Source organism: Arthrobacter sp. 05L417 (assembly GCF_056397865.1).
This window is the reverse complement of record NZ_JBFTOG010000066.1, coordinates 1-12,821: the sequence shown is the minus strand read 5'-3', so window position 1 is coordinate 12,821 and position 12,821 is coordinate 1. Positions and strand designations below refer to the sequence as shown.

The window sequence follows — 12,821 nt, the reverse complement described above, 5'->3', positions numbered from 1 at the left end:
GAGCACGGCAAGGTCATCTCCGACGCGAAGGGCGAGATCGGCCGCGGCCTGGAGGTCATCGAGTTCGCCTGCGGGATCCCGACCCTGCTCAAGGGCGAGTACTCGGACCAGGTCTCCACCGGCATCGACGTGTTCTCCTTCCGCGAGCCGCTCGGCGTCGTCGCCGGGATCACCCCGTTCAACTTCCCCGTCATGGTGCCGCTGTGGATGGCGCCGATGGCGATCGCCACGGGCAACGCGTTCATCCTCAAACCCTCCGAACGGGACCCCTCCGCCTCCATGCTGCTCGCGAAGCTCTGGAAGCAGGCAGGCCTGCCCGACGGCGTGTTCCAGGTCCTGCACGGGGACAAGGAAACCGTCGACGGCCTGTTGACCCACCCGGACGTGGACGGCATCTCCTTCGTCGGCTCCACCCCGATCGCGAAGTACGTCCACGAAACCGCCACCCGGCACGGCAAACGGGTCCAGGCCCTGGGCGGGGCGAAGAACCACGCGATCATCATGCCCGACGCCGACCTGGACAACGCCGCCGACCACCTCGCCGCCGCCGCGTTCGGGTCCGCCGGGGAACGCTGCATGGCCATCTCGGTCGCGGTCGCCGTCGGGGACGCCGCCGAGCTGCTGGTCAAGAAGGTCGAGGAACGCGCCCTGGCCGTGAAGGTCAAGAACGGCGCCGAGCCCGACGCCGACATGGGCCCGGTCATCACCCCGGCCTCCAAGGAACGCATCGTGCGGATCGTCACCGAAGCCGAAACCGCCGGCGCGGCGATGGTCGTGGACGGACGGGACCTCGTGGTCCCCGGCCACGAGGAAGGCTTCTGGGTCGGCCCCACCGTGATCGACCACGTCACGGCCGGGATGAGCGCCTACACCGAGGAAATCTTCGGACCCGTCCTCGTCGTCGTCCGCGTCCAGGACCTCGACGAAGGCATCAGGCTCATCAACGCCAACCCCTACGGCAACGGCACCGCGATCTTCACCTCCTCCGGCAAGGTCATCACCTCCCGCTGGCCCGAACCCACCCACGCCTCCGGCGCCTCCTACAACTTCCCCTCCAACTGACCACCCACCCAACTACCTAGCAGTAGATGTCGTTATGAGCCCCCATAACGACAACAAATGCGAGTCAGTTGGGCTGCGGCCCCCGGTGGGGAGCAATCAACGTTAAGGATTGAGCAATGACAGAGAACAAACTCATCATCGGCACGGCCCCGGACTCCTGGGGCGTCTGGTTCGCGGATGACCCCAAGCAGACCCCGTGGGAACGCTTCCTGGACGAAGTGGCTGAGTCCGGCTACAAGTGGATCGAACTTGGTCCCTACGGCTACTTGCCGAACGACCCCACCCGCCTCGCCGAGGAACTCAAGCAGCGCGACCTCAAGGTTACGGCCGGAACGGTCTTCACGGCGTTCCACCGCGGCGCCGCACAGTACGAGGAAGCCTGGGAGCCGGCACGCAAGGTGGCCGAGCTGACCGCGGCCATGGGCGGCGAACACATCGTGGTCATCCCAGCGATGTGGCGCGACGACGTCACGGGCGAGGCTGTGGAGAGCGGGGAACTCACCGAGAAAGCCTGGAGCGACCTGTTCGCCGGCCACAACCGCATGGGCAAAGTGCTGCTGGAAGACTTCGGGCTCAAGCAGCAATTCCACTCCCACGCAGATTCCCACGTCGGCGCCCAGGCCGATATCGAAACGCTTCTGGCGTCTACCGATCCCCAGTACCTGAACCTGTGCCTGGATACCGGGCATGCGGAATACTGCGGAGCGTCCAGCCTGGAACTGATCAAAAACTACCCGGACCGGATCGGCTACCTGCACCTGAAGCAGATCAACCCGGAAGTCTTGAAGAAGGTCAACGAGGAGAACATGACCTGGGCCGCTGCCAACCTGGCCGGTGTCATGACCGAACCGCCGAACGGACTGCCGGATCTTCGCGCAGTCATCGAAGCCGTTGAAGGACTTAACCGCCCGATCTTTGGCATTGTGGAACAGGACATGTACCCCGTGGCCTTCGACGTCCCGATGCCCATCGCCAAGCGCACCCGAAACTACCTGCTCTCGTGCGGCTCCCGCACGACTGTCAACTAACGCTGCCTCTCAAGCACAGACAACTAAGGACAGAAACAATGACTGACATTCTCCGCGTGGCCGTCATCGGCGCAGGCCGCATGGGCGCCGACCACATCAAGCGGCTCAGCACCCGCATCCACGGCGCCGAGGTGGCCGCCGTCGTCGACGTCGACCTCGCCCGTGCGCAGGCCGCCATCGCAGGGATCGACGGCGCCGTCGCCCTCGCCAGCGCCGATGAGGCCCTCAACAACGGCGACGTCAACGCCGTGCTGATCGCCACGCCCGGTTTCCTGCACGAGGAAATCCTGTACAAGGCACTGGAGAAGGACTTCCCGATCCTCTGCGAAAAGCCGCTGACTCCGGATGCCGAAAGCGCTTGGAAGGTTGTCCAGGCCGAAACGGCACTCGGCCACAAGCGCATCCAGGTGGGCTTCATGCGCCGCTTCGACGCCGAATACGCCGCCTTGGGTTCCGTGATCCGCGATCGTGAACTCGGCGAGCTGCTCATGCTGCACCACCAGCACCGCAACCCGGACACTCCTCAGGGCTTCACCAACGAGATGCTCATCAACGACTCCGTGGTCCACGAATTCGATGCCATCCGTTTCTTCACGGGTGAGGAAATCACATCTGTGCAGGTCCGCCTGGGCAAGGCGACGCGCAATGCCCCGAACGGCCAGCACGACCCGCAGCACGTCCTGATCGAGACGGAGTCCGGTGTCCTGGCCGACGTCGAAATTTACGTGAACGCCAAGTTCGGCTACGAAGTCGCCACCCAGGCGTCCTTCGAGGACGGCATTGTGAGCATCGGTGGCGACGGCGGTCCTTACGTCCGCAGCGCCGGCCGCTGGGGCGGCAAGGTCACGCCAGGTTTCGAAGAGCGTTTCGGTGCCGCGTACGACGTCGAGGTCCAGGCTTGGGTTGACGCCGCCCGCCGCGGCGAAATCGGCGGCCCCACCGCCTGGGACGGCTACGCCACCGCTGCGTGCTGCGAAGCCGGCGTTGAAGCCCAGAAGTCGGGCGAAAAGGTTGCGGTACAGCTCAACACCAAGCCTGAGCTGTACAAGTAGGAGTGACCATGAAGATTGCCCTCGATCCCACACCGTTCCACCACAGCCACAGCCTGCTGGAGTTTCCGCGGCTGGCCGCCGACCTCGGCTACAAGTACCTCCAGCTGACCCCGCACGGGGACTTCATCCCGTTCTTCAACCACCCGAAGGCCGACGACGAACTTGTGGGCCAGCTGAAGAAAGCCTGCAAGGACGCCGACGTCGAGATCGCCTCGGTGCTTCCCGTTCTGCGCTGGTCCGGACCGGACGAAGACGCCCGCGAGGCCGCTGTCCGTTACTGGAAGCGTGCCATCAAGATCACTGTTGATCTTGGCGTGCAGACCATGAACACCGAATTCAGCGGCCGCCCGGAGAAGGCAGAGGAGTCGGAAAGGGCCTTCTACCGCTCCATGGAAGAGCTGCTTCCGATCATCGAGCGCGAGGGCCTGGACGTCCTCATCGACCCGCACCCGGACGACTTCGTGGAGGACGGACTCGCCGCCCTGCGCGTCATCCGGGGCGTGAACTCGCCTAACATCGGCATGGTCTACGTTGCGTCCCACACGTTCCACATGGGCAACAAGGCGCTCGACATCATGCGGGCCGCGGGGGACAAGCTGCGCCTGGTCCATGTGTCCGACACCATGGACCACCACGCCTCGCACGGGCTGCGCTACATCACCAACCCGCCCGGAAACGCCGTGCGCGTGCACCAGCATCTCAAGATCGGCGACGGCGACGTCAACTGGGACGAGTTCTTCGGTGGACTCAAGGAAATCGGCTTCCTGGACAAGGACAACACCGTCATGGTGTCCAGCGTCTTCGCCGAGGACGACAAAGCCAACGAGGTGTCCCGCTACCAGCTGGAGACCATGGGCAAGTACATCGCGAAGGTCCAATAAGGGCATACAACAAAGGGAGGCGGCGACTCTATCGCCGCCTCCCTTTGTTGTGCTGGCTACCGAAGCAGGGACGCCAGGCAGGTGTTGTACCCGGTCATCACTTCCTCGAAGCTAAGCAGTCGCGGCCTGCCGTGAACGTCGCTTGTTTTGGGAAATGGAGGGAGTCCCTCTGGGGAGCACAAGATTGGTTCGCAGGTGCGACCGGCGGCATTCAGGGTGGCGATGCCCCAAGGATGAACGGCCTGTGTGACAGTGATGCCGATGGTATTCAGCGGGTCGGTGAGGAGGTTGCGGGTGACCGACTTCCAAGTGGCAAGGAAGGATTCGCGGAGCATTTCGATCTTGTCGTTGTCTTCAAGGTCGTAGGTCCGGAGCAACTCCTCGGAGAGTGTGTCCCATTCCTCGGCGGACCGGACGAGCAGGTGGGCGGCCCGGATACGGGCGCTGGTTTCGTTCAATGAAGGCATTGGTCTTCTTTCAAGGATGGGGCGGACCGGCTGCGGCTGGACCGGTTTACGGGGTCTTGCCGGGGTTGCGTGCGCTGGCGGCGCGGGCGACGTGGCTTCGGGCATGCTCCACGGCGGGGCCCAGTTCGGTGAAGAGGTGTTTGTGGTGGCGAAGGGAGTCCAGGACCCCCACCTGGGTGACGAGCCTAAGGTGGCGCTCCTGGATCCCTTTGATTAGCACCGTGATTCCGCGGCGTTCCAGGGCCTGGACGATGTCTGTGATGGTTCTGGCACCGGTTGCGTCCAAGATCTGCAGCTGCGACATGCGGATGATCACGACGTCGACGTTCCGGATGGCGCTGACCCGCTCCAGGACGCGCTCGGCAGCGGCGAAGAATAGGGCTCCGTCGAGACGAAACACGGCGATGTGCTCGTCCCCTTCGTGGACCGGGCCGGGGATTTCTTCCCGGTGCACACCGCTGGACCGGACTAGGGCACGCAGGGCGAAGAAGGCAGCGACGGCGATCCCGATCTCCACGGCCTCGATCAGGTCGAAGGACACGGTAATCAGTGCGGTGACGAAGAACACGACCGTGTCGGCGCGGGTTGATCCGATCACGCTGCGCAGCGTCTTGAGGGAGACCATGCGCGTCGCGGTGACCATCAGCACCCCTGCCAAGGCAGCAAGGGGGATGCGGGAAACCGGGCCGGTGGCCAGGTACACCACGGCAAGCAGGACCAGCGCATGGGTAATGGCGGCGAGGCGTGTCCGGCCCCCGGAGCGAATGTTGACCGCTGTGCGGGCGATGGCACCTGTGGCCGGCATGCCGCCGAAGAATCCGGACGCGACGGACGCGAGGCCCTGGCCCAGGAGCTCACGGTCCGCGTCGTAGGGGCCGGTATCGGAGATCGACGCCCCGACCCGTGCCGAGAGCAGTGACTCGATCGCGGCCAGGGCTGCGATCGTAGCCGCGGACCCGGCCAGCGCGGTGATCGTCGCCAGGTCCAGGGAGGGGATCATCGGGACCGGCAGGGAATCGGGCAGGGCTCCGATCCGGGTCACCGGCAGGTCGAGGAACTGTGCGGCCACAGTCGCAATGATGATCGCGATGAGCGAGCCCGGGATCCGAGGGTGGATCCGCGGTGACGCAATCATGATGACCGCCACCAGAGCCACCACGGCAACCGGGGCAAGGACCGAGGCAGGGGACACGGTGCCGATGGCCTGGATCGCCGAGATGACAGCGTTGCTACTGGGCCCTGGCTTGGTGCCGAACGCGGCAGGGACCTGCTGTAAGAAAATGATTACCGCGATTCCGACGGTGAAGCCCTCGATCACCGGCCAGGGCAGGAGCGTCACGACCCGCCCGAGTTTGAGTAACCCGGCGGCCACCACTATGACCCCGGCAAGGACCGAGACCGCAGCCAGCGCCCCGAGCCCGTGGGCGGCGATGATCGGGCCCAGAACCACGACCATGGCGCCGGTGGGTCCGGAGACCTGGATATTGGAACCACCGAAGACGGCCGCGATCACGCCGGCGATCACGGCGGTGATCAATCCGCTGGCCGCACCCGCGCCGGAGCTGACTCCGAACGCGAGGGCCAGCGGCAGCGCGACGATGCCGACCGTGACCCCGGCAACCAAGTCTCCTTTCCAGGTACGCGGCAATAGCGCGTAATCCTGCCGCCCTGGCAGCAAGGCCCGGACCGCGACTAGGGCCTTCACAGGGTGCTGGCCGCTGCGGCTGACGCGGGTGCAGTCGCTTCTGAGGTCTCAAGCTGCGCCCGGGTGGCGTGGAGCATGTCGTTGAGCAGCAGTCTGGCGACGGTGAGGAGTTCCGCGACCTGCGGGTACGCCAGGGTATAGAACATCTGCAACGCCCGTCGTTCTCCCTTGACCAGGTGATATCGGCGCAGTACCGACAGATGCTGGGACAGGTGTGAGGCCTCCAGGCCCGTTGCGGCCAGAAGCTCTGTCACCGACACCTCGGGCGCCGCCGACAGCAGCTCCAGTACCCGGATCCTGACCGGGTGGGCCAGCCCCTTGAACAGATTGGCCTTCACCTCATACAGCGGTGCCCGGAAATCCGCGAACTCTTCCATGACTACCTCCCTGGCCCAGACCACGAGTCTTTGCTTGACTATTTTATGGATTCATCATCCAGTGTAACAAGGGCTGGAACGGAAGCCCTGCGGGCCAACAAAAGGAGGGCTTCATCCGAAATCGGATGAAGCCCTCCTTTGCAGTTCGAGGAACCTCCTACGCCGTAACCTTCAGCGACGCCGTGAGCGCTGCGTCTGCGTCACGCAGGACCTTCGCCGCCACTTCGAGCCCTTCGATCCGGCCGAGGGAAGTGTCTTCGTGCTCGATGTTGACGAGCATGCCGGGGTCCACCTCGTGAAGCGCGCGCAGGAACTCGGTCCAGTAGGCGGTGTCGTGCCCGCGGCCGAGGGCAACGAAGTCCCACGCGGAGTTCTTGGGCCACTCGTTGGCCCATTCGTCGCCGCCGAGGTTGGTGCGGTTCTCATCCGGCGAGAGGCGACGGAAGCTATTGTCGAGGACCCCGTAGAGCGCGGCATTCGCGGTGTTGACGCGGACGTCTTTCGCGGCTGCCTGGAAGACCAAAGGCCCGAGTTCGCGGACCACGGCTACCGGATCCATCTGCTGCCAGAACAGGTGCGAAGCATCCAGTTCAACGCCCACATGGGTAGCTCCGGTGAGCTCGATGAGCTTGTGCACGTCGGCGGTGTTGAACACGATGTTCTGCGGGTGCAGTTCGAGGGCCACCTTGACGCCATGGTCGGCGGCCAGGTTATCGGTCTCGCGCCAGAACTTCGCCGCGACGTCCCATTGGTAGTCCAGCACATCCAAAGCCGCCGAATTCCAGGCGTTGACGATCCAGTTCGTCACGGTCGCGCCGGGCTCACCGCCGGGCAGGCCGGACATGGTGACCACTCGACTCTGGCCGAGACGCTCTGCAAGCCGGATGGAGCGGCGGATGTCCTCGGCATGCTTCTCGCCGATCTCGCGCTTCGGGTGCAAGGGGTTGCCGTTGCAGTTCAGCCCCGCAATCGCGACGCCGGTCCCCTCGAAGATCGCGAGGTAGTCGTCGCGGGCGGCATCCGATACAAGAATGTCGTCGAAGGCGGGGACGTGCACGGCTGGCAGGAATCCGCCGGTGTTGATCTCGATGCCGGTCAGACCTAGGTCCGCGATGACCTTCAAGGCCTCGGGAAGCGGGCGGTCGTGCAGGATTGCGTTGTAGACGCCGAGTTTCATAGCGTGATCGTCTTTCCGTTGTTGAGTGCGGATTCCGCGACGGCACCGAGCAGTTCCATGTTGCGGACGCCTTCATCGAACGTGGCGCAGCGGGGGAGGGACTCGGCCTCGGGAAGGCCGGCAACCTCTTCGAGGAACGCCCGGGCCTGGTAGCCGAAGGCGTCGTTCTGGCCGAAGCCAACCTCGGGGGCGTCCATGGCGAGGCCGCCGGCGATGTAGGGGTGGCCCGGGCCGAGGATGACCTGGCGGTAGCCGTTCTCGTTGCCGGAGCCATCGTTAAGGAACAGCTGGATTTCGGAGGGGCGGCGCTGGTCGAACTTGGCCGCACCGTTCTCGCAGAACACTTCGAAGTTGAGGCTGTTGGCGTGGCCGGCGGCAACGCGGGAGACTTCGAAGCTGCCGGCTCCGGTTTCGAACTCTGCGTTGAAGGCGGCGTAGTCGTCGTTCTCTACGGCCTCGTAGGTGTCGCTCACGGCCGCGTGATCGTGGCCCATTACGGCGCCGAGCGGCAAGGGGCGTTTGTCGATGACGGTGCTCAGGCGGCCGCCGCTGATGGACTTGATGTCCCCGCACAGGAACTCGGAAACGTAGGCCAAGTGGCTTCCGACGTCGGCCAACGCACCGGAGCCGGGACCCCCCTTGTAGCGCCAGCTCATGGGAGCGGAAGGGCTGAAGCCGTAGTCGGTCCAATAGCGTCCGCTGAAGTGCAGCACCTTGCCGAGGACGCCGGTGCGGATCAAGTCGCGGATGTACGCGATGCCGGGCGTGCGGCGGAACGTGAAGCCAATGCGGGCGATGCTGGACGCGTTGCGGGCCGCTTCGGCCATGGCGCGTGCGTCTTCGATGGAGTCGCTCAGCGGCTTCTCGCAGAGGACGTGCTTGCCTGCGGCCAGGAGTCCCTCGACCACCTCGCGGTGGAGGGAGTTCGCGATGACGACGCTGACGACGTCGATATCGTCTGCTTCCGCGATCGCTTGCCATGAGGTGTCATTGCGTTCGTAGCCGAAACGCCGGGCAGCGAGGGACCCGAACTCCGCGTTCACGTCGCCGATCGATACGAGGCGCACCGGCGGAAGCACGGGGCTATAAAGTGCAGACGCTGTGCGGTAGGCCGCCGCGTGTGCCTTGCCGGCCATTCCTGCGCCGATGACGGCGACCCCTAGGCTCTCAGCCATTGATTTCTCCTTCGAAATTCAGCCTGGGTGTCGAGCACACCGGGGCATTTTGGAGCGCTACAATTTAGCACTGGACTTACAGCGTAATCATGTGAGTATGTCCTGTCAATGTCTTGCGAATACCCTTGACGGCAGAGGAGAAAGGTTCCCGAACCATGAGTGCGACAAGTCCTAAAACCCGCCGCCCCACCATCTATGACGTAGCCAAGCTGGCTGGCGTCTCGCCGTCGCTGGTGTCCTTGGTCCTCCAGTCGCCGGAAAGGGTCAGCGACAAGCGCCGCCAAGCTGTCCAGTCGGCAATGTCTGAGCTCGGCTACCGTCCCAGCAGGGCCGCGACCACGCTGGCGAGCAATCGGACCAAGAGCATCGGCCTGCTCATTGACGACTACAGGAATCTTTGGTTCGTCGATCTCCTCAGGGGAATGGAGTCGGTACTTTCGGAGCTCGGTTACCACGTCACGCTGGCCGACTCCCAGCCCGGCGAAAACCGCATCAAGGAAGCAGCCGACGGACTTCTTGCCATGCATGTTGACGCGCTTGTCATCGCCGCAGAACCGAGCGATTCCATGCTGGCCAGGACGTGGGTTCCCACGGTGGTGGCCGGGTGGCGCAAGGGGGTACCGGTCGGTGCCGACCTCATCACCAACGACGACGACGGCGGCGGCGGCGTGGCCGCTGACCACTTGCTGGGGCTCGGTCATACCCGCATTGGCCATCTCTCAGGGTCCGACGGCGCGTCAGCCCATCGGCGTGCCGGTTTCCGGCGGCAGATCCAGGCGGCCGGCGTCGAACTCCTGATTGCCGAGTCCAAAGGTACTTCGGAGGAGGACGGCTACGCCGCGGCTTCTTGGCTCCTGGACCACCACCCGGACACGACGGCGATCTTCGCGGCCAACGACACCATGGCCGTGGGCGCCTTTGCCGTCCTCAAGGCCAGGGGCCTTCGCGTGCCCGGCGACATTTCGGTGATCGGCTATGACAATTCCCCGTTGGCCAAGTCGAGGTACTTGGACATCACTTCCGTCGACAACCGAAGCGACGTTGTCGGCATTAATGCTGCGCACAGGCTGCTCGCCAGGATTGAAGACCCCGCCATCAAGCCCGAGCGCACCCTGATTGATCCCGTCCTGGTTGTCCGCTCGACAACAGCGCGCCCCGCACCTTAATCCGGATCTGACGGTGATCACCGCGACCATCTCACGTAAAAACATCCTAATGTCAGGACAAAGTATTGACATATGTGAGGCGAGTCACCATGATCTGTGTAGAGGGCTTTGAGCTCCTGCAGAGTGGCAGGGCCGCAACCCCTATCAAAGGAGATAAATCGTGAAGAAGTTTTCTTGGCGGAAGGCGGCACTTGTGGCAGCCGTCGTTCCGATGATGGCTCTTAGCGCTTGTTCCAGCCAAGGCGGAAAGCCGGCTGACACCGCCAACGCCGCCGGAGGCGGGCAAGCCGTCAGCACTCCGCGCATGAAAGTCGCCCTCATCACCCACGCGGCAGCAGGGGACACGTTCTGGGACATCGTCCGCAAGGGTGCAGAAGAAGCGTCTGCGAAGGACAATGTTGAGCTTCTCTACACAAGCGACCCCGAAGCCGGGCGCCAGGCCCAGCTCGTCCAGCAGGCCATCGACCAGAAGGTTGACGGTATTGCTGTCACCCTCGCCACCCCGGACGCCCTCAAGGACGTCCTCAAGAAGGCCACCGATGCCGGCATCCCGGTGGTGAGCCTCAACGCTGGTGAGGGCGTCTCGGCACAGCTCGGGGCTTTCACCCACTTCGGTTCGAATGAGAAGCTCGCCGGCGAGGCCGTCGGAACCAGGCTCGCGGCACAGGGCTTCAAGCACCCGGTCTGCGTGATTCAGCAGCAGGGCCACGTCGGCCTCGAAGCACGGTGTGCCGGCGTCAAGGCGAAGGTGCCCGGAACTGAGATCCTGTACGTCGATGGCAAGGACATGACGGCGGTCCAGTCCACCGCCACCGCGAAGCTCCAGGCAGCCAAGGATGCAGATGTCATCATCGGCTTGGGCGCGCCGATCACCCTCACGCTCCTCAAGTCCGTCACGGACGCCAGCAGCTCGGCCAAGGTTGCCAGCTTCGACCTGAACGCGGACCTCGCCCAGAAGATCGTGGACGGCTCTGTGATCTTCACGGTGGACCAGCAGCCGTGGCTCCAGGGCTACATGTCCGTCGACTCCCTGTGGCAGGCCAAGCGCGGAGGTTTCAAGCTCGGTGGCGGCCAGCCCGTCCTGACCGGTCCCACCATCGTGGACAAGTCCAACGCCTCCGACGTTCTCAAATTCGCCCAGCAGGGCGTCCGCTAGATCCAGGATTCTGGCCGCGCGGCGGGCGACCGCCGCGCGGCCTGACCAACAAGGAGTTCTTCCTATGGCAAACACAGCAACCCTGCCGCCGGCACCGGCTTCGGCCCCCGGCGATGAGCGGATCGGACGCCGTAGCCCGGTCCAGAAGTTTCTGGGCAGGCCCGAAGTCGGCGCCCTCGTGGGGGCGGTCGTCCTCTTCATCTTCTTCGCGTCCGTGTCCCAGACGTTCACGCAGCCGAACGCGCTCGCGACCGTGCTGTATGGTTCCTCGACGATCGGGATCATGGCGGTGGGGGTGTCGCTGTTGATGATCGGCGGTGAGTTCGACCTTTCCACCGGTGTGGCCGTGATTTCCTCGGCCCTGACGGCTTCCCTGTTCAGCTGGTATTTCTCGATGAACGCGTGGGTCGGCGTCGTGCTGGCGCTCGTCGTTTCACTCGGCATCGGCTTCATCAACGGGTGGATCCTGGTCAAGACGAAGTTGCCGTCCTTCATCGTGACGTTGGCGACGTTCCTGATGCTCACGGGCCTGAACCTGGCCTTGACCCGGCTGATCGGCGGCAGTGTGTCGTCCCCGTCGATTTCGAAGCTGGATGGTTTCGAGTCGGCGCACGCGGTGTTCGCGTCCTCGATCAGCATCGGCGGGGTCGAGGTGAAGATCACGGTGTTCTTCTGGATCATCCTGGTCGCCATCGCGTCCTGGGTGCTGCTGCGCACGAAGGTGGGGAACTGGATCTTCGCGGTGGGCGGGGACGCGAACGCGGCCCGGGCGGTGGGGGTGCCGGTGACGAAGACGAAGATCGGGTTGTTCATGGCGGTCGGGTTCTGCGGCTGGATCCTGGGCATGCACAACCTCTTCGCGTTCGACGCGGTCCAGTCCGGTGAGGGCGTGGGCAACGAGTTCCTCTACATCATCGCCGCGGTGATCGGCGGCTGCCTGCTCACCGGCGGGTACGGGTCGGCGGTGGGCGGTGCGATCGGTGCGTTCATTTTCGGGATGGCGAACAAGGGCATCGTGTACGCGCAGTGGAACCCGGACTGGTTCAAGTTCTTCCTGGGCCTGATGCTGCTGCTGGCCACCATCGTGAACCTCATCGTCAAACGCCGCGCAGAGCTCAAGTAGAAGGGCCGCAAGAACATGAATGCCAAACAGATCGACCAGCAGACCCTGCTCAAGGATGAAAAGGATCCGCTGACCCACACCCCCGTGCACCTGCTCTCCCTGGACGGGGTGGGCAAGCACTACGGGAACATCATCGCCCTGCGCGACGTGACCATGGCGGTGGACAACGGCCGGGTGACCTGTGTGCTGGGGGACAACGGTGCGGGCAAGTCCACGCTGATCAAGATCATCGCCGGCCTGCACCAGCACGACGAGGGCGTGCTGCACGTCATGGGCGATGAGCGGAAGTTCAACTCGCCCCGGGACGCCCTGGACGCGGGCATCGCCACCGTGTACCAGGACCTGGCCGTGGTCCCGTTGATGCCGATCTGGCGGAACTTCTTCCTCGGCTCGGAACTGACCACCGGGTTCGGGCCGTTCAAGTCCATGGACGTCCAGAAGATGAAGGACAT

General features: G+C 64.3%; 13 protein-coding genes. 8 read left to right on the top strand and 5 right to left on the bottom strand.

Going from position 1 to position 12,821, the window contains the following annotated elements; genetic code table 11:
* The 4 genes from mmsA to AC1DJW_RS26035 form a co-directional block, all read left to right on the top strand.
* Window positions 1-1,062, top strand: a 1,062-nt coding sequence (mmsA, locus tag AC1DJW_RS26050) for a CoA-acylating methylmalonate-semialdehyde dehydrogenase (protein WP_476902904.1), incomplete at its 5' end; no start/stop codon positions are given.
* A 116-nt stretch (window positions 1,063-1,178) separates the two neighbouring features.
* Window positions 1,179-2,090: a sugar phosphate isomerase/epimerase family protein gene (locus tag AC1DJW_RS26045; RefSeq protein ID WP_284756046.1), complete on the top strand. Its 912-nt coding sequence runs from the start codon at window positions 1,179-1,181 to the stop codon at window positions 2,088-2,090.
* A 38-nt stretch (window positions 2,091-2,128) separates the two neighbouring features.
* The gene (locus AC1DJW_RS26040; RefSeq protein ID WP_284756044.1) at window positions 2,129-3,142 is read left to right on the top strand and encodes a Gfo/Idh/MocA family protein; all 1,014 of its coding nucleotides are present in this window, start codon (window positions 2,129-2,131) and stop codon (window positions 3,140-3,142) included.
* Between the two features lie 8 nt (window positions 3,143-3,150).
* Window positions 3,151-4,023: a sugar phosphate isomerase/epimerase family protein gene (locus AC1DJW_RS26035; protein WP_476902903.1), complete on the top strand. Its 873-nt coding sequence runs from the start codon at window positions 3,151-3,153 to the stop codon at window positions 4,021-4,023.
* A 56-nt stretch (window positions 4,024-4,079) separates the two neighbouring features.
* On the opposite strand, the gene AC1DJW_RS26030 is transcribed toward AC1DJW_RS26035, so the two are convergent.
* The 5 genes from AC1DJW_RS26030 to AC1DJW_RS26010 all read right to left on the bottom strand — a co-directional run bounded on the left by AC1DJW_RS26030 (window position 4,080) and on the right by AC1DJW_RS26010 (window position 8,924).
* Window positions 4,080-4,490: a hypothetical protein gene (locus AC1DJW_RS26030; RefSeq protein ID WP_459342642.1), complete on the bottom strand. Its 411-nt coding sequence runs from the start codon at window positions 4,488-4,490 to the stop codon at window positions 4,080-4,082.
* Between the two features lie 46 nt (window positions 4,491-4,536).
* Complete coding sequence (locus tag AC1DJW_RS26025; RefSeq protein WP_459342641.1) at window positions 4,537-6,195, bottom strand: SulP family inorganic anion transporter; 1,659 nt, start codon at window positions 6,193-6,195, stop codon at window positions 4,537-4,539.
* Window positions 6,192-6,572, bottom strand: coding sequence for an ArsR/SmtB family transcription factor (locus tag AC1DJW_RS26020; protein WP_284756037.1), 381 nt, complete (start codon window positions 6,570-6,572; stop codon window positions 6,192-6,194). The genes AC1DJW_RS26025 and AC1DJW_RS26020 overlap by 4 nt, the downstream gene beginning before the upstream one ends.
* Before the next feature lie 157 nt (window positions 6,573-6,729).
* Window positions 6,730-7,749: a sugar phosphate isomerase/epimerase family protein gene (locus tag AC1DJW_RS26015; RefSeq protein WP_459342640.1), complete on the bottom strand. Its 1,020-nt coding sequence runs from the start codon at window positions 7,747-7,749 to the stop codon at window positions 6,730-6,732.
* A complete protein-coding gene (locus AC1DJW_RS26010; protein WP_284756034.1) occupies window positions 7,746-8,924 on the bottom strand; it encodes a Gfo/Idh/MocA family protein in 1,179 nt (392 codons plus the stop codon). The genes AC1DJW_RS26015 and AC1DJW_RS26010 overlap by 4 nt, the downstream gene beginning before the upstream one ends.
* A 155-nt stretch (window positions 8,925-9,079) precedes the next feature.
* Here AC1DJW_RS26010 and AC1DJW_RS26005 point away from each other — a divergent pair, with 155 nt between their 5' ends.
* The 4 genes from AC1DJW_RS26005 to AC1DJW_RS25990 all read left to right on the top strand — a co-directional run.
* Window positions 9,080-10,090, top strand: coding sequence for a LacI family DNA-binding transcriptional regulator (locus AC1DJW_RS26005; protein ID WP_390283171.1), 1,011 nt, complete (start codon window positions 9,080-9,082; stop codon window positions 10,088-10,090).
* Window positions 10,091-10,250: 160 nt separating this feature from the next.
* Window positions 10,251-11,246 carry a substrate-binding domain-containing protein gene (locus AC1DJW_RS26000; RefSeq protein ID WP_284756031.1) on the top strand — a complete coding sequence of 332 codons (996 nt, stop codon included), beginning with the start codon at window positions 10,251-10,253 and terminating at the stop codon, window positions 11,244-11,246.
* A gap of 64 nt (window positions 11,247-11,310) precedes the next feature.
* A complete protein-coding gene (locus tag AC1DJW_RS25995; RefSeq protein WP_390283173.1) occupies window positions 11,311-12,369 on the top strand; it encodes an ABC transporter permease in 1,059 nt (352 codons plus the stop codon).
* Between the two features lie 15 nt (window positions 12,370-12,384).
* Window positions 12,385-12,821, top strand: a 437-nt coding sequence (locus AC1DJW_RS25990; RefSeq protein ID WP_476902902.1) for an ATP-binding cassette domain-containing protein, incomplete at its 3' end; no start/stop codon positions are given.